The sequence below is a fragment of the Pseudomonas sp. P20 genome, from assembly GCF_016463925.1.
In the GTDB taxonomy this organism is placed as follows: domain Bacteria; phylum Pseudomonadota; class Gammaproteobacteria; order Pseudomonadales; family Pseudomonadaceae; genus Pseudomonas; species Pseudomonas aeruginosa.
Genome location: NZ_JAEMVM010000007.1, coordinates 139,024 through 155,309, shown reverse-complemented (window position 1 = coordinate 155,309; position 16,286 = coordinate 139,024). Strand labels below are relative to the sequence as shown.

19 protein-coding genes and 1 tRNA gene are annotated in these 16,286 nt (G+C 66.9%); 15 read left to right on the top strand and 5 right to left on the bottom strand.

Annotation, left to right across the window (positions count from 1 at the left end; all coding sequences use genetic code 11):
• Positions 1 to 3 precede the first annotated feature (3 nt).
• From hisA to hisB, 4 genes are read right to left on the bottom strand one after another with little or no spacing between them, the layout of a single operon-like run.
• Positions 4 to 741, bottom strand: a complete 738-nt coding sequence (gene hisA / locus JHD77_RS08205; protein WP_003106336.1) for a 1-(5-phosphoribosyl)-5-[(5-phosphoribosylamino)methylideneamino]imidazole-4-carboxamide isomerase — start codon at positions 739 to 741, stop codon at positions 4 to 6.
• Positions 742 to 789: 48 nt separating this feature from the next.
• The gene (locus JHD77_RS08200; protein ID WP_003112624.1) at positions 790 to 1,050 is read right to left on the bottom strand and encodes a DUF2164 domain-containing protein; all 261 of its coding nucleotides are present in this window, start codon (positions 1,048 to 1,050) and stop codon (positions 790 to 792) included.
• Positions 1,051 to 1,053: 3 nt separating this feature from the next.
• The gene (hisH, locus tag JHD77_RS08195; RefSeq protein ID WP_023122410.1) at positions 1,054 to 1,692 is read right to left on the bottom strand and encodes an imidazole glycerol phosphate synthase subunit HisH; all 639 of its coding nucleotides are present in this window, start codon (positions 1,690 to 1,692) and stop codon (positions 1,054 to 1,056) included.
• Entirely contained in the window at positions 1,692 to 2,285 is a 594-nt protein-coding gene (gene hisB, locus JHD77_RS08190; RefSeq protein ID WP_003096088.1) for an imidazoleglycerol-phosphate dehydratase HisB, read from the bottom strand. The genes hisH and hisB overlap by 1 nt, the downstream gene beginning before the upstream one ends.
• Positions 2,286 to 2,445: 160 nt before the next feature.
• On the opposite strand from hisB, the gene JHD77_RS08185 reads away from it, so the two are divergent.
• From JHD77_RS08185 to JHD77_RS08150, 8 genes are all read left to right on the top strand, one after another.
• The gene (locus JHD77_RS08185) at positions 2,446 to 2,844 is read left to right on the top strand and encodes an acetyl-CoA sensor PanZ family protein (RefSeq protein WP_003112623.1); all 399 of its coding nucleotides are present in this window, start codon (positions 2,446 to 2,448) and stop codon (positions 2,842 to 2,844) included.
• 36 nt (positions 2,845 to 2,880) lie between these two features.
• A complete protein-coding gene (locus tag JHD77_RS08180) occupies positions 2,881 to 3,117 on the top strand; it encodes a hypothetical protein (RefSeq protein WP_003112622.1) in 237 nt (78 codons plus the stop codon).
• Positions 3,114 to 4,220, top strand: a complete 1,107-nt coding sequence (locus tag JHD77_RS08175) for an NAD(P)/FAD-dependent oxidoreductase (RefSeq protein ID WP_003105534.1) — start codon at positions 3,114 to 3,116, stop codon at positions 4,218 to 4,220. The genes JHD77_RS08180 and JHD77_RS08175 overlap by 4 nt, the downstream gene beginning before the upstream one ends.
• Positions 4,221 to 4,313: 93 nt before the next feature.
• Positions 4,314 to 6,566 carry an AsmA family protein gene (locus JHD77_RS08170; protein WP_003105535.1) on the top strand — a complete coding sequence of 751 codons (2,253 nt, stop codon included), beginning with the start codon at positions 4,314 to 4,316 and terminating at the stop codon, positions 6,564 to 6,566.
• Positions 6,563 to 7,630 (top strand): A/G-specific adenine glycosylase, encoded by a 1,068-nt coding sequence (gene mutY, locus JHD77_RS08165; protein ID WP_004352428.1) that lies wholly within the window; start codon positions 6,563 to 6,565, stop codon positions 7,628 to 7,630. Before JHD77_RS08170 ends, mutY begins: the two co-directional genes overlap by 4 nt.
• Before the next feature lie 43 nt (positions 7,631 to 7,673).
• Complete coding sequence (locus JHD77_RS08160; protein WP_003096100.1) at positions 7,674 to 7,946, top strand: oxidative damage protection protein; 273 nt, start codon at positions 7,674 to 7,676, stop codon at positions 7,944 to 7,946.
• A 27-nt stretch (positions 7,947 to 7,973) separates the two neighbouring features.
• Positions 7,974 to 9,056 (top strand): oxidoreductase, encoded by a 1,083-nt coding sequence (locus JHD77_RS08155; protein ID WP_003112619.1) that lies wholly within the window; start codon positions 7,974 to 7,976, stop codon positions 9,054 to 9,056.
• Between the two features lie 113 nt (positions 9,057 to 9,169).
• Positions 9,170 to 9,245 (top strand) — tRNA-Phe (locus tag JHD77_RS08150).
• A gap of 56 nt (positions 9,246 to 9,301) precedes the next feature.
• Here the strand turns inward: JHD77_RS08150 and JHD77_RS08145 are convergent.
• On the bottom strand, positions 9,302 to 10,039 hold the full coding sequence (locus tag JHD77_RS08145) for an SDR family NAD(P)-dependent oxidoreductase (RefSeq protein ID WP_003096148.1): 738 nt from the start codon (positions 10,037 to 10,039) through the stop codon (positions 9,302 to 9,304).
• Between the two features lie 158 nt (positions 10,040 to 10,197).
• On the opposite strand from JHD77_RS08145, the gene JHD77_RS08140 reads away from it, so the two are divergent.
• The 7 genes from JHD77_RS08140 (at position 10,198) to JHD77_RS08110 (ending at position 16,285) form a co-directional block, all read left to right on the top strand.
• Positions 10,198 to 10,887 carry a DUF502 domain-containing protein gene (locus JHD77_RS08140; RefSeq protein WP_003105540.1) on the top strand — a complete coding sequence of 230 codons (690 nt, stop codon included), beginning with the start codon at positions 10,198 to 10,200 and terminating at the stop codon, positions 10,885 to 10,887.
• A gap of 248 nt (positions 10,888 to 11,135) precedes the next feature.
• A complete protein-coding gene (locus tag JHD77_RS08135; protein WP_003096153.1) occupies positions 11,136 to 11,909 on the top strand; it encodes an ABC transporter ATP-binding protein in 774 nt (257 codons plus the stop codon).
• Positions 11,910 to 11,923: 14 nt separating this feature from the next.
• Positions 11,924 to 12,676 carry an ABC transporter substrate-binding protein gene (locus JHD77_RS08130; RefSeq protein WP_003096156.1) on the top strand — a complete coding sequence of 251 codons (753 nt, stop codon included), beginning with the start codon at positions 11,924 to 11,926 and terminating at the stop codon, positions 12,674 to 12,676.
• A gap of 61 nt (positions 12,677 to 12,737) precedes the next feature.
• Positions 12,738 to 13,433 carry an ABC transporter permease gene (locus tag JHD77_RS08125; protein ID WP_003105543.1) on the top strand — a complete coding sequence of 232 codons (696 nt, stop codon included), beginning with the start codon at positions 12,738 to 12,740 and terminating at the stop codon, positions 13,431 to 13,433.
• On the top strand, positions 13,430 to 14,122 hold the full coding sequence (locus JHD77_RS08120; RefSeq protein WP_003096163.1) for an ABC transporter permease: 693 nt from the start codon (positions 13,430 to 13,432) through the stop codon (positions 14,120 to 14,122). The genes JHD77_RS08125 and JHD77_RS08120 overlap by 4 nt, the downstream gene beginning before the upstream one ends.
• 68 nt (positions 14,123 to 14,190) lie before the next feature.
• Positions 14,191 to 15,411 carry a methyltransferase gene (locus JHD77_RS08115; RefSeq protein ID WP_031755731.1) on the top strand — a complete coding sequence of 407 codons (1,221 nt, stop codon included), beginning with the start codon at positions 14,191 to 14,193 and terminating at the stop codon, positions 15,409 to 15,411.
• A 403-nt stretch (positions 15,412 to 15,814) separates the two neighbouring features.
• On the top strand, positions 15,815 to 16,285 hold the full coding sequence (locus JHD77_RS08110) for a MarR family winged helix-turn-helix transcriptional regulator (RefSeq protein ID WP_003110596.1): 471 nt from the start codon (positions 15,815 to 15,817) through the stop codon (positions 16,283 to 16,285).
• Position 16,286: the final 1 nt, after the last annotated feature.

The window sequence follows — 16,286 nt, the reverse complement described above, 5'->3', positions numbered from 1 at the left end:
GCCTCAGGCCTTGAAGTTGTCGCACAGCGCCTGGGCTTCGGCCACGTCCAGGGTGCCTTCGTAGATCGCCCGGCCGGTGATGGCGCCGATGATCCCCGGGGTGCGGGCGTCCAGCAGCTTCTGGATGTCGCCGAGATTGTGGATGCCGCCGGAGGCGATCACCGGGATCCGCGTGGCATTGGCCAGCGCGGCGGTAGCCTCGACGTTGCAGCCCTGCATCATGCCGTCCTTGGAAATATCCGTGTAGACGATGGCGGACACCCCGTCGGCCTCGAAGCGACGAGCCAGGTCGATCACCTGGACTTCGCTGACCTCGGCCCAGCCGTCGGTGGCGACGAAACCGTCCTTGGCATCCAGGCCGACGATGACCTTGCCCGGGAAGGCGCGGCAGGCCTCGCCGACGAACTCAGGCTGCTTGACCGCCTTGGTGCCGATGATGACGTAGCTGACGCCGGCGCGAACGTAATGCTCGATGGTTTCCAGCGAGCGGATGCCGCCGCCGATCTGGATCGGCAGGTCCGGGTAGCGACGGGCGATGGCGGTGACCACCTCGCCGTTGACCGGCTTGCCTTCGAAAGCGCCGTTCAGGTCCACCAGGTGCAGGCGGCGGCAACCGCCATCGACCCATTTGGCGGCCATCGCCACCGGATCGTCGGAGAAGACCGTGGCGTCTTCCATCAGGCCCTGGCGCAGACGCACGCAGGCGCCGTCTTTCAAGTCGATCGCGGGAATGATCAGCATCGGTGAACCCTGTTCAAGTCTGTATTCGGTGGACAGGCGCGCGGAAACTCAACTCTTTTCCAGCGCCCAGACATCGCTCTCGATGCTTTCGAACCGTTCCTTCAGGTACGACTGCACGTCGAGGATGGCCTTGTTGTAGAAGTACGGGGCGAACTCGCGGGCGAAGAAATCGAGCAGTTCCTCGGCTTCGAAGGAACCCAGCTCCAGTTCGAAGCGGTCCTCCATGAAGCGCTTGATCGCCAGTACCGCGTCCTGAGTCTGCGCGGCGTCCAGCTGGAGGATCGGCGTATTGCTCTTCGCCCTGGCCATGACCTACCAGCGCCCGTCCCAGGCCACGAAGTTCTGCAGCAGTTGCAGGCCGTGGGTATGGCTCTTTTCCGGGTGGAACTGCACGGCGAAACGCGAGCCTTCGGCCAGCGCGGCGGCGAAATCGACGCCGTAGTGCCCGTGCCCCACCACCTGGCGCGGGTTACCGGCCTCGATGTAATAGCTGTGCACGAAGTAGAAGCGCGCCTGGTCGGGAATCTCGTGCCACAACGGGTGCTCCACCGCCTGGCTCACCTGGTTCCAGCCCATGTGCGGCACCTTCAGGTGCTCGCCGGCTTCGTGCAGGTCCTTGCCGAAGAAGTGCACCTGGCCGGGGAACAGACCGATGCAGTCGACCCCGTCGTTCTCCTCGCTGCGCTCCAGCAATGCCTGCATGCCGACGCAGATGCCGAGGAACGGGCGGTCCTGGCTGACCTCGCGGACCAGGGCGTCGAAGCCCAGGCGGCGGATCTCGGCCATGCAGTCGCGGATCGCGCCAACCCCGGGGAACACCACCCGGTCGGCCTCGCGGATCACCGCCGCGTCGCTGCTAACCAGCACCCGGCCGGCACCGACGTGCTCAAGGGCCTTGGCCACCGAGTGCAGGTTGCCCATGCCGTAGTCGATCACGGCTACCGTCTGCATCACAGGCACCCTTTGGTCGACGGCATCTGCCCGGCCATCCGCTCGTCCAGCTCGATGGCCATGCGCAGCGCGCGGCCGAAGGCCTTGAACACGGTCTCGATCTGGTGGTGGGTGTTGTGCCCGCGCAGGTTGTCGATGTGCAGGGTCACCTGGGCGTGGTTGACGAAGCCCTGGAAGAATTCCATGAACAGGTCGACGTCGAAGCCGCCGACGCTGGCACGGGTAAAGGGAACGTGCATCTGCAGGCCGGGCCGCCCGGAGAAGTCGATGACCACCCGCGACAGCGCCTCGTCGAGGGGCACGTAGGCGTGGCCGTAGCGGCGGATGCCCTTCTTGTCGCCGATGGCCTTGGCGAAGGCCTGGCCGAGGGTGATGCCGATGTCCTCGACGGTGTGGTGATCGTCGATATGCAGGTCGCCCTTGCACTCGATGTCCAGGTCGATCAGGCCGTGGCGGGCGATCTGGTCCATCATGTGGTCAAGGAAGGGAACCCCGGTATCGAACCGGGCCTTGCCGGTCCCATCCAGGTCGATGGAGACCTTGATCTGGGTCTCCAGGGTGTCGCGCGCGACGGATGCCTTGCGTTCGGCCATCACCAGCTCCACAGCTAACACTGCACGTAATTATAAGAGGGCCAGCATTATAGGCAGGCCCGGGCTGGCGCTGCCAGCCGCGACCGTCGGCGCGAATCGCCCCACGGGCGGCGGGCCAGGCCTTACACTGCGCTCCTTTCATCCCGCCGCGGAGAGCCGCATGCCCGTGATCGTCGAAACCCTCGCCCAACCCAGCGCCCAGGATCGCCTGGACCTGGCGAAGATCTACGCCGACGCACCGGACTGGCTGTTCGCCCCGCATGCCGACGGCGCGGCGCTGGTCGCGGCCGGGCTGGCCGCCGGCGAGCTGATCGCCGGGCGCTTCAACGACCGCCTGCTGGGTGCCGCCCTGCTGCGGCGCGGCGACGACGCCTGGCAGCTGTCGCACCTTTGCGTGCGCGGCATCACCCGCGGCCGCGGGGTCGGCCGACGCCTCCTCGACGAGGCCCGGCGCCTGGCTGCCGAAGCCGGCAAGCCGCTGCGCCTGGTCGCCCCGGACGGGCACCTGGAGGCCCGTGCCCTCGCGGCACGCCACGGGCTGCCGCTGGACAGCCTCTGATATGCTCGGTGGCGGTCCCCGCCACGGAGCTTCGCCATGTCCTTTTCCTCCGCCGAACGCGCCGCCCTGCTTGCCCTCAAGGGGGTCGGCCCGACCGTGCTGCAACGCCTGGAGCAGATGGGCCTTGACAGCTTCGTCCGGCTGCGCGACTGCGACGCCGCGAGTATCCTCGCCCAGGGCGCGGCCCTGACCGGCTCCAGTTGCTGGAAGAACAGCCCGCAGGCGCGGGCAGCGATCGTCGCCGTGCTGCAGCGCGCAGCCAGCGACGCATGAACGACGTCGACGTACTGGTAGTCGGCGCCGGCGCCCTCGGCCTGGCCTGCGCCGCGCGCCTGGCCGAAGCCGGCCACGGCGTACTGGTGGCGGAGCGCGAACGGCTGGTCGGTAGCCACACCTCCAGTCGCAATTCCGAAGTGATCCACGCCGGCCTCTACTACCCGCCCGGCTCGCTCAAGGCCGATCTCTGCCTGGAAGGCCGCGAACGCCTGTACGCCTGGTGCGCCCGCCACGGCGTCGGCCACCGGCGCATCGGCAAGCTGCTGGTGGCGGTGGAAGAAAACGAGCGCGAGAAGCTCCAGGCCCTGGCGGCCAACGCACGCGCCTGCGGGGTCGACGACCTGATGCCGCTGGACGGCACCACGCTGCGCGCGCTGGAGCCCCAGGTCCGCGGGGTCGCCGCCCTGCTCTCGCCGAGCACGGGAATCATCGACAGCCACGCCTACCTGCAATCGCTGCAGGCCGTCGCCGAACGCCACGGCGCACAACTGGCGCTGGACACCCGGGTCGACCGCCTGGAGCGCCACGCCGGCGGCTGGCGCGCCGAAGGACAGAGCGTCGGCGAAGCGTTCCGGTTGCGCGCGGGCTGGGTGGTCAATGCCGGCGGCCTGTTCGCCCAGGCGCTGGCGCAACGCACCGAAGGCCTCGATCCGCGCCTGGTGCCGGCGCTGCACCTGTGCCAGGGGCGCTATTTCTCCTACAGCGGCCGCTCGCCGTTCCGCCACCTGGTCTACCCGATGCCCGAGGCGCGCACCGCCGGGCTCGGCATCCACGCCACCCTCGACCTCGGCGGCCAGTTGCGCTTCGGTCCCGACGTGAATTACGTGGACAACCTCGACTACCGCGTCGACGAATCCCTCCGCCCCGCCTTCGCCCAGGCCATCTCGCGCTACTTCCCCGGCATCGATCCTCGGCGCCTGGCCGCCGGCTACGCCGGCATCCGGCCCAAGCTCGGCGGGGCGGGGGAACCCGCCGCCGACTTCATCATCCAAACCCCTGCCGAACACGGCCTGCCCGGCCTGGTCAACCTGTTCGGCATCGAGTCGCCCGGCCTCACCGCCAGCCTGGCGCTCGCCGAACGGGTCGCCCGCGCACTCTGAGACGAGGTTTCGCCGCGCGCAGGGTCGGCCTGGCAAAACGGCGTTGTTATACTCGCCCGCACATTCACCGCTGCCAGCACAAAGGATTCGTCCATGAAAGCATTCGGCAAGGTCCTGGGGCTGTTCTTCCTGGGACTCTTACTGCTCGTCGTGGCCCTGGGCTTCGCCCTGACCCACCTGTTCGATCCCAATGACTACAAGGACGAAATCCGCCAGATCGCCCGCGACAAGGCCAACCTGGAGCTGGACCTGAAGGGCGACATCGGCTGGAGCCTGTTCCCCTGGCTGGGCCTGGAACTGCACGACACCAGCATCGCCAGCGCCGCCACGCCGACCAAGCCGTTCGCCGACCTGCAGATGCTCGGCCTGTCGGTGCGGGTCCTGCCGCTGCTGCGCAAGGACGTGCAGATGAGCGCGATCCGCGTCGAAGGCCTGAGCCTGGACCTGGTCCGCGACAAGCAGGGCAAGGGCAACTGGGAAAACATCGGCAAGCCGGCCCAGCCCCAGGCCCCGGCCGCTCCTTCCGCCACCCCGCCGGCAGCGGACGGCAAGGGCGCCCAGGCGCAGGCACCGGAGCAGGCGCCGCAGAACGACAGCCCGCGCACCCCGATCAAGCTCGACATCGACAGCCTCAACGTCAACAACGCCCGCGTCACCTATACCGACGAAGCCAGCGGCAAGCAGTACAACGTCGAGGGCATCGAGCTGAGCACCGGCGCCATTCGCGAAGGCAGCAGCATTCCGCTGAAGCTCAACGCCTACCTCGGCACCAACCAGCCGGTGGTACGGGTCAAGACCGAGCTGACCGGCAACCTGCGCTTCGACACCGCGCTCAGGCGCTACCAACTGGAAGACGCCAGGCTCTCCGGCGAAGCCTCGGGCGAGCCGCTGCAAGGCAAGACCGCCACCTTCTCCGCCCAGGGCCAGTTGCTGCTCGACCAGTCGGCGCAGATCGCCGAGTGGAACGGCCTGAAGCTGAGCGTCAACCAGTTGCGCGCCCTCGGCGAACTGAAGGCCCGCGAGCTGGACAAGGACACCAAGTTCAGCGGCGGCCTGTCGATCGCGCCGATGAACCTGCGCGAGTTCCTCGCCGGCATCGGCGTGACCCTGCCGGCCATGGCCGATGCCAACACCCTCGGCAAGTTCGAGCTGAACACCCGCCTGGCCGGCAGCCGCAACAGCCTGAATCTCGAAGACCTCAAGCTGGGTCTGGACGACACTGCCTTCAGCGGCCGCTTCGGCATCGCCGATTTCGCCAGGCAATCGCTGCGCGCCCAGCTCAAGGGCGACAAGCTCGACCTCGACCGCTACCTGCCGGCCAAGGCCAAGCAAGCCCAGGATGCCGCCAGCGCCACGCGCAAGGCGGAAGTCGACGCCACCGTGGCCAGTGCCGCCCAGGGCAACACGCCGCTACCGGAAAAACCGACCAGGCAGGCCTGGAGCGACGCGCCGCTGCTGCCCATCGCGACCCTGCGCAAGCTCGACCTGGACGTGGCGCTGAACTTCGGCCGGCTGACCGTCGAGAAGCTGCCGATCGACGACGCCAGCCTGAAGCTGCGCGGCCAGGGCGGCGTGATCAGCCTCGACGACATGCGCGGCGGGCTGTACAACGGCCGCTTCAACGCCAAGGCCAACCTCGATGTACGCCAGGACAGCGCCGTGCTGACCGCCACCAAGCACATCGCCAACGTGCCGGTGGAGCGCCTGCTCGAAGCCCAGGGCAAGAAACCGCCGGTGAAGGGGTTGCTCGACCTCGACGCCGACATCCGCACCAGCGGCAACAGCGAGAAATCCTGGATCGACCATCTCAACGGCAACGCACGCTTCAGCCTGATCAACGGCGTGCTGCCCGACGCCAACCTGGAGCAACAGCTCTGCCAGGGCATCGCTACCCTCAACCGCAAGGCCCTTGCCGGTACTCACGGCGGCAAGGACACGCCTTTCCGCGAGCTCAAGGGCAGCCTGAACTTCACCAACGGCGTGGCCAGCAACCCTGACCTGAAAGTGGCCATTCCCGGCCTGGCGGTCAGCGGCCACGGCGATATCGACCTGCGCGTGCTGGGCATGGACTATCGCATCGGCGTGGAGATCCAGGGCGACAAGAGCGACATGCCGGACCCGGCCTGCCAGGTCAACCAGCGCTACGCCGGCATCGAATGGCCGCTGCTCTGCCGCGGCCCGCTGGAACTCGGCGCCAAGGCCTGCCGCCTGGACAAGGAAGGCATGGGCAAGGTCGCCGCGAAACTGGCCGGCAATCGCCTCAACGAAAAACTCGAAGAGAAGCTCGGCGACAAGGTCAGTCCGGAGCTGAAAGACGCACTCAAAGGGCTGTTCAACCGCAAATGACACCTGAAGGCTTCAACGGCGCGGTCCTCGACTGGTACGACCGTCACGGTCGCAAGGATCTGCCCTGGCAGCAGGGCATCACCCCCTACCGGGTGTGGGTCTCGGAAATCATGCTGCAGCAGACCCAGGTCAGCACCGTGCTCGGTTACTTCGACCGTTTCATGGCAGCGTTGCCCGACGTCGAGGCACTGGCCGCGGCGGCCGAGGACGAAGTCCTGCACCTGTGGACCGGGCTCGGCTACTACAGCCGTGCGCGCAACCTGCACAAGACCGCGCAGATCGTGGTCGAGCGGCATGCGGGGGAGTTCCCCCGCGACGTCGAGCAACTCGCCGAACTGCCCGGCATCGGCCGCTCCACCGCTGGAGCCATCGCCAGCCTGTCGATGGGCCTGCGCGCACCGATCCTCGACGGCAACGTCAAGCGCGTACTGGCGCGCTACCTGGCGCAGGACGGCTATCCCGGCGAACCGAAGGTGGCCAGGGCGCTGTGGGAAGCCGCCGAACGCTTCACCCCGCACGCACGGGTCAACCACTACACCCAGGCGATGATGGACCTCGGCGCCACCCTCTGCACGCGCAGCAAGCCCAGTTGCCTGCTTTGCCCGCTGGTCTCCGGCTGCCGCGCGCACCTGCTCGGCCGCGAAGCCGATTATCCGCAGCCCAAGCCGCGCAAGGCGTTGCCGCAGAAGCGCACGCTGATGCCGATCCTGGCCAACCGCGACGGCGCCATACTGCTCTACCGGCGGCCTTCCAGCGGACTCTGGGGCGGGCTCTGGAGCCTCCCCGAACTGGACGACCTCGACGGCCTCGAACCGCTCGCCGCGCGCCATTCCCTGGCCCTCGGCGAGCGCCGCGAACTGAGCGGCCTGACCCATACCTTCAGTCATTTCCAGCTCGCCATCGAGCCCTGGCTGGTGGCGGTGGAAAGCGCTCCGCGCGCCGTGGCCGAGGGCGACTGGCTCTGGTATAACCTCGCCACCCCGCCGCGCCTGGGCCTCGCCGCTCCGGTGAAGAAGCTGCTCAAGCGCGCAGAACAGGAACTCGGACGCGGCACGGCCGCGTGAATGCCGGGCCCGCGGGCCCGGCGGCAACTGCAGGAGAACGACCATGAGCCGCACCGTGATGTGCCGCAAATACCACGAAGAGCTGCCCGGCCTCGACCGCCCGCCGTATCCTGGCGCGAAGGGCGAGGACATCTACAACAACGTGTCGCGCAAGGCCTGGGACGAGTGGCAGAAGCACCAGACCATGCTGATCAACGAGCGTCGCCTGAACATGATGAACGCCGAGGACCGCAAGTTCCTCCAGCAGGAGATGGACAAGTTCCTCTCCGGCGAGGACTACGCCAAGGCCGACGGCTACGTGCCGCCATCCGCCTGACCCCCACCCCGCCCGACGGAGGCCGCCATGACCCCATCCCTCTCTGGCCTGCCTCCGATCCGCACCGCGCTGATCGGCTACGGCTTCGCCGGCAAGACCTTCCACGCCCCGCTGATCCGCGCGGTACCGGCGTTGTGCCTGGAGCACGTGGTCTCCCGCGACCCTGGGCGGGTGCACGCCGACCTGCCCGAAGCCCGGGTCAGCGCCGATCCGGATGAGGCCATCGAGGCCGCCGACATCGACCTGGTGGTCATCGCCTCGCCCAATGCCACCCACGCCAGCCTCGCCGAACGGGCCTTGCGCGCCGGCAAGCACGTGGTGGTGGACAAGCCGTTCACCGTCACCCTGGCCGAAGCCCGGCGCCTCGCCGACCTCGCCCGTGAACGGCCTGGGCAGGTCCTCTCGGTGTTCCAGAACCGGCGCTTCGACAGCGACTTCCTCGCCGTGGAGGCCGCCCTGCAGGCCGGCAGCATCGGCCCGGTGCGCTACTTCGAGTCGGCCATCGAGCGCTTCCGTCCGCAGGTCCGCGACCGCTGGCGCGAACACGACCTGCCCGGCTCCGGGCTGTGGTTCGACCTCGGCCCGCACCTGCTCGACCAGGCACTGTGCCTGTTCGGCGTACCGCAGCGTGTGCACGGACACCTGCGCCGGCTGCGCGAGGGCGCGCTGACCGACGACTGGTTCGAGGTCCTGCTCGATTATCCGCACTGCCAGGTAGCGCTGCGCGCCAGCATGCTCGCCGCCAATCCGGCGCCACGCTTCAATGTGCACGGCGACCACGGCAGCCTGCTCAAGGCCGGCGCCGACATCCAGGAAGCGCAACTGCTCCAGGGACTGCACCCCGGTTCCGCCGGCTGGGGCCGCGATCCCGACCTGCTGCAGCACATCGATGGCCAGGGCCTGCGCCAGTCGCTGGTCACCCCGGCAGGCGACCAGAGCCGCTACTACCAGGCGCTGGCCGCCGCCATCCGCGGCCAGTCGCGCAACCCGGTGTCGGCGCAACAGGCCTGCGCGCTGATGGCCCTGCTGGAGTTGGCACGACGCTCCGCCGAGGAAGGCCGAAGCCTGCCGGTGGAGCTGCGCGACGAGGAACGCCAGGCCTGGAACTGAGGCCCGGCAGTCCGGCGGAAACCGCGAGGGGATCGTAAGGCGTTAAAAAACAAAAAAAATTTCTTCGCCGGTGTTGACACTGCCGCGCTAAACCCGTTTAATTGCGCCCCGTTGCCCAGGTAGCTCAGTTGGTAGAGCAGGGGATTGAAAATCCCCGTGTCGGCGGTTCGATTCCGTCCCTGGGCACCATGAATACGACGAAAAGGCTCACCTCCGGGTGGGCCTTTTTGCTTTCCGCCGTTCGCCTAGACGTGCTGCCCGCCGTTGACGTGGATTTCCGCGCCATTCACGTAGGATGCGCCGCTGGTGCAGAGGAAGTAGATCAGCGAAGCGATCTCCTCCGGCCGGCCGAGGCGGTGCAGCGGGATGCTGCGCTCGACGATCTCCTCGGTGCCCGGCGACAGGATCGAGGTGTCGATCTCCCCCGGCGCGATGGCGTTCACCCGCACCCCATGCGGGCCGAAGTCGTGGGCCATCTCGCGGGTCAGCGCGGACAACGCCGCCTTGGAAGTGGCGTAGGCCACCCCGGCGAACGGATGCACCTTCGAGCCGGCGATGGAGGTCACGTTGATCACCGTTCCCTGCGCCGCCTTCAGCTCGGCGAACAGGCCGCGCGCCAGCAGCGCGGTGGAGAACAGGTTGACGTTGAACACCCGCAGCCAGGTGGCGTAGTCGGTTTCCAGCACACCGAGGCGCTCGCCGCCTTCGCCCTTGGGCGAGATGCCGGCATTGTCCACCAGCGCGTGGAGCCGGCCGTCGCCAAGCTTCTCGCGGATCAGTTCCAGGCTGGCCTCGACGCCGGGAATGTCCTCCAGGTCCAGATGGATGTGGTTTTCCTCGCCGTCCGCCCAGGGACATTCGCTGGCCCAGCTCTGCCGCGACGCGGTGAACACCCGCCAACCCGCGGCATTGAAGTACTTCACCGTGGCATGCCCGATACCGCGGCTCGCCCCGGTCAGCAACAGGGTCTTTCTCTCCGCCATACGCCCTCCGTGAAGGCCTGCTGGAATGAACGCGACTCGCACAGCCTACAAGGAATGACGAATCGCCGCGGCGGATCTTTCGCCCATCCCGGCGAACGGCCGAGCGTGAGCCAGGCAGTGCCGATAGACTAGGCGGACCTTGTCCGGACCCCCGATCGATGCTGAAGAAAAGCTTCAACTCCCTGCTCACCACCTGGCTCGCCGGCCTGCTGGTGATGCTGCCGCTGGTACTCACCCTAGCCTTGCTGGCCTGGGTGGTCAGCTTGCTGAACCGCTTCGTCGGGCCATCCAGCCTGATCGGTCGCGGCTTCGCCGCCATCGGCCAGCCGCTCGCCGGCGATTCGCCACTGGCCTACCTGCTCGGTACCGCGCTACTGCTGGTAGCCATCTACCTGCTTGGCCTCGGCGTACAGCTAGGCCTGAAGCGGCCGCTGGCCAACCTGTTCGACCTGACCCTGCGGCGCACCCCGCTGATCGGCAACCTGTACAACCTGGCCGACCGTTTCGTCGGCCTGCTGGACAAGAAGCAGGACGCCGACATCGCCGCGATGAGTCCGGTGTGGTGTTTCTTCGGCGGCGACGGCGCCGCCGTGCTGGCGCTGATGCCCAACCCCGAAGCGGTGGAACTGGACGGCCGCGCGCACTACGCGATCCTGGTGCCGACCGCGCCGATCCCGGTGGGCGGCGGCCTGCTCTACGTTCCGGTGGAATGGGTGAAACCGGCACAGATCGGCATGGACACCTTCACCAGCATCTATGTGTCGATGGGCATCACCCCACCGCCGCCGCTGGCCGCCGCCAAGGTGCTGGCGGAGCCGCGCGCGGAGCAGCCGCCGGCGGCTCCATAGGCGGTCCCGCATGCCCGGGAACGGGGCGCGCACCGACCTCCAGGCTCTGCTTCAGGTCAGGGTTCGCCAGGAGTTTTCTTCGAAAGCCGACAGTTTTGTTCCTACGCGACAGCGCACTGCAGCGATGCGACAAGATGCCGCCAACCCCGCTCCAGAGGCACGCAGCCTGCTTGGCTCCGGTTGAAGCGCTGTGCTAGCTTGCCTTCGCCAGGAAGGCCCTTCCAATCCGAATAACAAGAGGAAAATCCATGGCCGAGGCCACCCCCGCACTGGAAATCCGTAACCTGCACAAGCGCTACGGCGACCTCGAAGTGCTCAAGGGCATCTCCCTCACCGCCCGCGACGGCGACGTGATCTCCATCCTCGGATCGTCCGGCTCGGGCAAATCCACCTTCCTGCGCTGCATCAACCTGCTGGAGAACCCGCACCAGGGCCAGATCCTGGTCTCCGGCGAAGAGCTGCGCCTGAAGAAGAGCAAGAACGGCGACCTGGTCGCCGCCGACAGCCAGCAGATCAACCGGCTGCGCAGCGAACTCGGTTTCGTCTTCCAGAATTTCAACCTGTGGCCGCACATGAGCATCCTCGACAACGTGATCGAGGCGCCACGTCGCGTACTGGGCAAGAGCAAGGCCGAAGCGATCGAGATCGCCGAGGGCCTGCTGGCCAAGGTCGGCATCGCCGACAAGCGCCACAGCTATCCCGCGCAACTTTCCGGCGGCCAGCAGCAGCGCGCGGCCATCGCCCGGACCCTGGCCATGCAACCCAAGGTGATCCTGTTCGACGAGCCCACCTCGGCGCTCGACCCGGAAATGGTACAGGAAGTGCTTAACGTGATCCGTGCGCTCGCCGAAGAGGGCCGGACCATGCTGCTGGTCACTCACGAAATGAGCTTCGCCCGCCAGGTTTCCAGCGAGGTGGTATTCCTCCACCAGGGCCTGGTAGAAGAGCAGGGAACGCCGCAACAGGTTTTCGAAAACCCCCAGTCGGCGCGCTGCAAACAGTTCATGTCCAGCCACCGCTAACGGAGCAACACCGCATGAAGAACTATAAGAAGATCCTGCTGGCCGCCGCTGCAACCCTGGCCTTCGCCCTCGACGCCAGCGCCGCCGACAAGCTGCGCATCGGCACCGAAGGCGCCTACCCGCCCTTCAACGGCATCGATGCCAGCGGCCAGGCGGTCGGCTTCGACCTCGACATCGGCAAGGCGCTGTGCGCCAAGATGAAGACCGAGTGCGAGGTGGTGACCTCCGACTGGGACGGCATCATCCCGGCGTTGAACGCCAAGAAGTTCGACTTCATCGTCGCGTCCATGTCGATCACCGACGAGCGCAAGCAGGCAGTCGACTTCACCGATCCCTACTACACCAACAAGCTGCAGTTCGTCGCGCCGAAGAGCGTCGACTTCAAGACCGACAAGGACTCCCTGAAGGGCAAGGTGATCGGCGCCCAGCGCGCCACCATCGCCGGCACCTGGCTGGAAGACAACATGGCCGACGTGGTCACCATCAAGCTCTACGACACCCAGGAGAACGCCTACCTCGACCTCTCCTCGGGGCGCCTGGACGGCGTGCTGGCCGACAAGTTCGTGCAGTACGACTGGCTGAAGAGCGACGCCGGCAAGGAGTTCGAGTTCAAGGGCGAACCGGTGTTCGACAACGACAAGATCGGTATCGCCGTGCGCAAGGGCGACCCGCTGCGCGAGAAGCTCAACGCCGCGCTGAAGGAAATCGTCGCCGACGGTACCTACAAGAAGATCAACGACAAGTACTTCCCCTTCAGCATCTATTGATGCCAAGCCAGGCCACCGCCGGGCGCGTCCCGGCGGTGGCCGCCTTCAGGCCTGACTTCTCATGATTCTCGACCTGCATGGGTTCGGCGAGCAACTGCTCGCCGGTACCTGGATGACCCTCAAGCTGTCGCTGGCGGCGGTCTGCGTGGGGCTGTTGCTCGGCCTCCTCGGCGCCATCGCGAAGACTTCGAAGTACGCGGCCCTGCGTTTCCTCGGCGGCACCTACACCACCATCGTCCGTGGCGTGCCGGAAACGCTCTGGGTACTGATGATCTATTTCGGCACGGTGAGCGGCCTGAACGCCCTCGGCGACCTTTTCGGCAAGCCGGACCTGGCGCTCTCGCCGTTCGCCGCCGGCACCCTGGCCCTCGGCCTGTGCTTCGGCGCCTACGCCACCGAGGTGTTCCGCGGCGCGCTGTTGTCCATTCCGCGCGGCCATCGCGAGGCCGGCCAGGCGCTCGGCCTGTCGCCCGGTCGGATATTCTGGCGCATCGTCCTGCCGCAGATCTGGCGGGTCGCCCTGCCCGGCCTCGGCAACCTGTACCTGATCCTGCTGAAGGACACCGCGCTGGTGTCGCTGATCACCCTCGACGAGATCATGCGCAAGGCGCAGGTCGCCTCCAACGCGACCAAGGAACCCTTCACCTTCTACATGACCGCGGCCGCCATCTACCTGAGCCTCACGGTCGTCATCATGGTCGCCCTGCACTTCCTCGAACGTCGCGCCGGCCGTGGTTTCGTGAGGAACGAGCTATGAGCGAGTGGGAGCTGATCCTCAAGTGGATGCCGAAGATGCTCCAGGGCGCGGCGCTGACCCTGGAGCTGCTGGCGATCGCGGTGGTCGCCGGGCTCGCCCTGGCCCTGCCGCTGGGCATCGCCCGCGCCTCGCGGCACTGGTACGTGCGCGCGGTGCCGTACGCCTACATCTTCTTCTTCCGCGGCACGCCGCTGCTGCTGCAACTGTTCATCGTCTACTACGGCCTGGCGCAGTTCGAGGAAGTGCGCAAGAGCGCCTTCTGGCCCTACCTGCGCGATCCGTACTGGTGCGCGCTGCTGACCATGACCCTGCACACCGCCGCCTATATCGCCGAGATCCTCCGCGGCGCGATCCACTCGGTGCCGGTCGGCGAGGTGGAGGCCGCCCGCGCCCTCGGCATGTCGCGGCGCCAGGCGCTCTGGCACATCATCCTGCCGCGCGCGGTGCGCATCGGCCTGCCGGCCTACAGCAACGAAGTGATCCTGATGCTCAAGGCCAGCGCGGTGGTCTACACCGTGACCCTGTTCGACATCATGGGCATGGCCCGGACCATCATCGCCCGCACCTACGAATCGATGCTGTTCTTCTGCCTGGCCGGCGCGCTGTACCTGGTGATCACCATCGTGCTGACGCGGATCTTCCGCCTGATCGAACGCTGGTTGCGGGTCGACGCCACCCAGGGCCGCTGAGCGGGCGCTTTCCGATGCCTGCGGGGCGGCTATAATCGCCGCCCCGTTTTCCCGCTGCCGCTCGCATCGTGTCCGAAACCTTCCCGTTCCTCACTGGCGACGCCCTGTCGCAGCGCTTCCTCGCGCTGGACGCGTTCCTCCTCGAACACCAGCGGCTCTGGCGACCCCGCCCGTTCAGCGAACCGACCCTGGCGTGGGAAGCCGAACACACCGAGCTGGCGTCCTGGCTGCGCGGGCGCAGCCTCGAACAGGCCGACGCGGAGCACAACCAGCCCACCCGCCTGGCCGCGCCCGCGCCTTATCCGCAGCTCGCCGCCCAAGCCGCGGCGCTGGGCGCGGTCGGCGAACTGCCATTGGCGGAACGCCCGCAGGCACCGAACCGCTTCAATGTCGACGTACCGGGACGCAAGTGGCAGCAGATCGGCCTGTTCGCCGGGCGCCTGCAGTTCGCCCGGCCGGTCGTCCACTGGCTCGACTGGTGCTCCGGCAAGGGCCATCTGGGCCGCCTGCTGGCCCATGCGGGGCAACCGCTGACCTGCCTCGAACACGATCCCGCGCTGGTCGCCGACGGACAGCGCCTGAGCGACCGCCTGGGGCTCTCCGCCCACCACCTCCGCCAGGATGTGCTGGCCGTGGACTGCGCCGAGCGCCTGCTTCCCGGGCATACGCCAGTGGCCCTGCACGCTTGCGGCGAACTGCACCTGCGCCTGCTGCGCCTGGCCAGCCAGGCCGGCTGTCGCCAACTGGCGGTGGCGCCATGCTGCTACAACCGCATTCCGGGGCCTTTCTACCAGCCACTCTCGCAAGCAGCAGGCCGATCGCTGCTCGCGCTATCGCTTGACGACCTGCGCCTACCCCTGAGCGAGACAGTCACCGCCAGCCAACGGGTCCGTCGCCAGCGCGACCAGTCGATGGCCCGGCGCCTGGGTTTCGACCTGCTGCAGCGCGAGCTACGCGGAATCGACCAGTACCTCAGCGTGCCTTCCCTTCCGGTGGCCTGGCTGGAACGTCCATACGCCGACTACTGTCGCGAACTCGCCGCCCTCAAGGGACTTCCCGAACCGGCCGCGCGCGACTGGCAGGCGCTGGAAGCGGCCGGCTGGAAGCGCCTGGCGATGGTTCGCAACCTGGAACTGGTGCGCGCCCTGTTCCGCCGCCCGCTGGAACTCTGGCTGCTGCTGGACCGCTGCCTGTATCTGGTCGAACAGGGCTATAGCGTCCGCCTGGGCGAGTTCTGTCCGACCTCCCTGTCTCCGCGAAACCTGCTGATCCTTGCGGAGCGCAGCTGATACGGGTGTTCCGGATGGTTGCCCACACAACCTGTGGATAAGTCTGGTGACAAGTTCTGGGAAACATCTGCCGAGGGGCCCGTATCCAGGGGCGGGCAATGCTGCTCAAAAAATGAACAGAAAAAATAAAATCCATATAAAACAATATCTTGATAACAACCGAAATAACCGCAGCGACTCTTAGAGCGTTTCCTTCCTATCCCTTGCCCGCTTGTGCATAAGCCTGGCTTTCCGGTTAATCCGAAAGTGGACTTCGGCACCGGCAATAGTTGCAAAACGGCATCGTATGACGTTCGAAGGAACGGATTGTTCTTTTATTGCAACGGTTGACCTCTTGTTAATCGCTGCCTAGGCAGTATTATTTTGAAACACTTTCCCTGCCTAGACAGCGATCCCCTCCACCATGGGTCACTACAGCGCCTCCGACTTTCCCTTCAAGGGCTCCATTGGCCAGCTCATCGGCGTCAGTGCCGCGACCAAGGACCGCATCCTCGAGAAGCACCTCGCCGCGCTGGACATAACCGCCGCCCAGTTCAAGGTGCTGATCTTCGTCGGTCTCAACCGTGCCAACAGTCCGGTCGAACTGTGTCGCGAGCTGTCGGTGGACAGCGGCTCGATGACTCGCATGCTGGCGCGCCTGGAGAAAAAAGGGCTGCTGCTGCGTGGTCGCTGTCCCGAAGACCGCCGTTGCCTGCGCCTGGATCTCAGCGAAGCGGGACGGAAGGTCCAGGAGCAGCTTCCGCTGATCGCCTCGGCGGCGATGAACGAGCTGGTCGCCTGCCTGAGCACGGAAGAATTGCAGACGCTGACCCATCTGCTGACCAAGGTTCTGCTACACGCCGGCTGCCCGCGGGCCAGCCTGCAGGAGTCCTGAT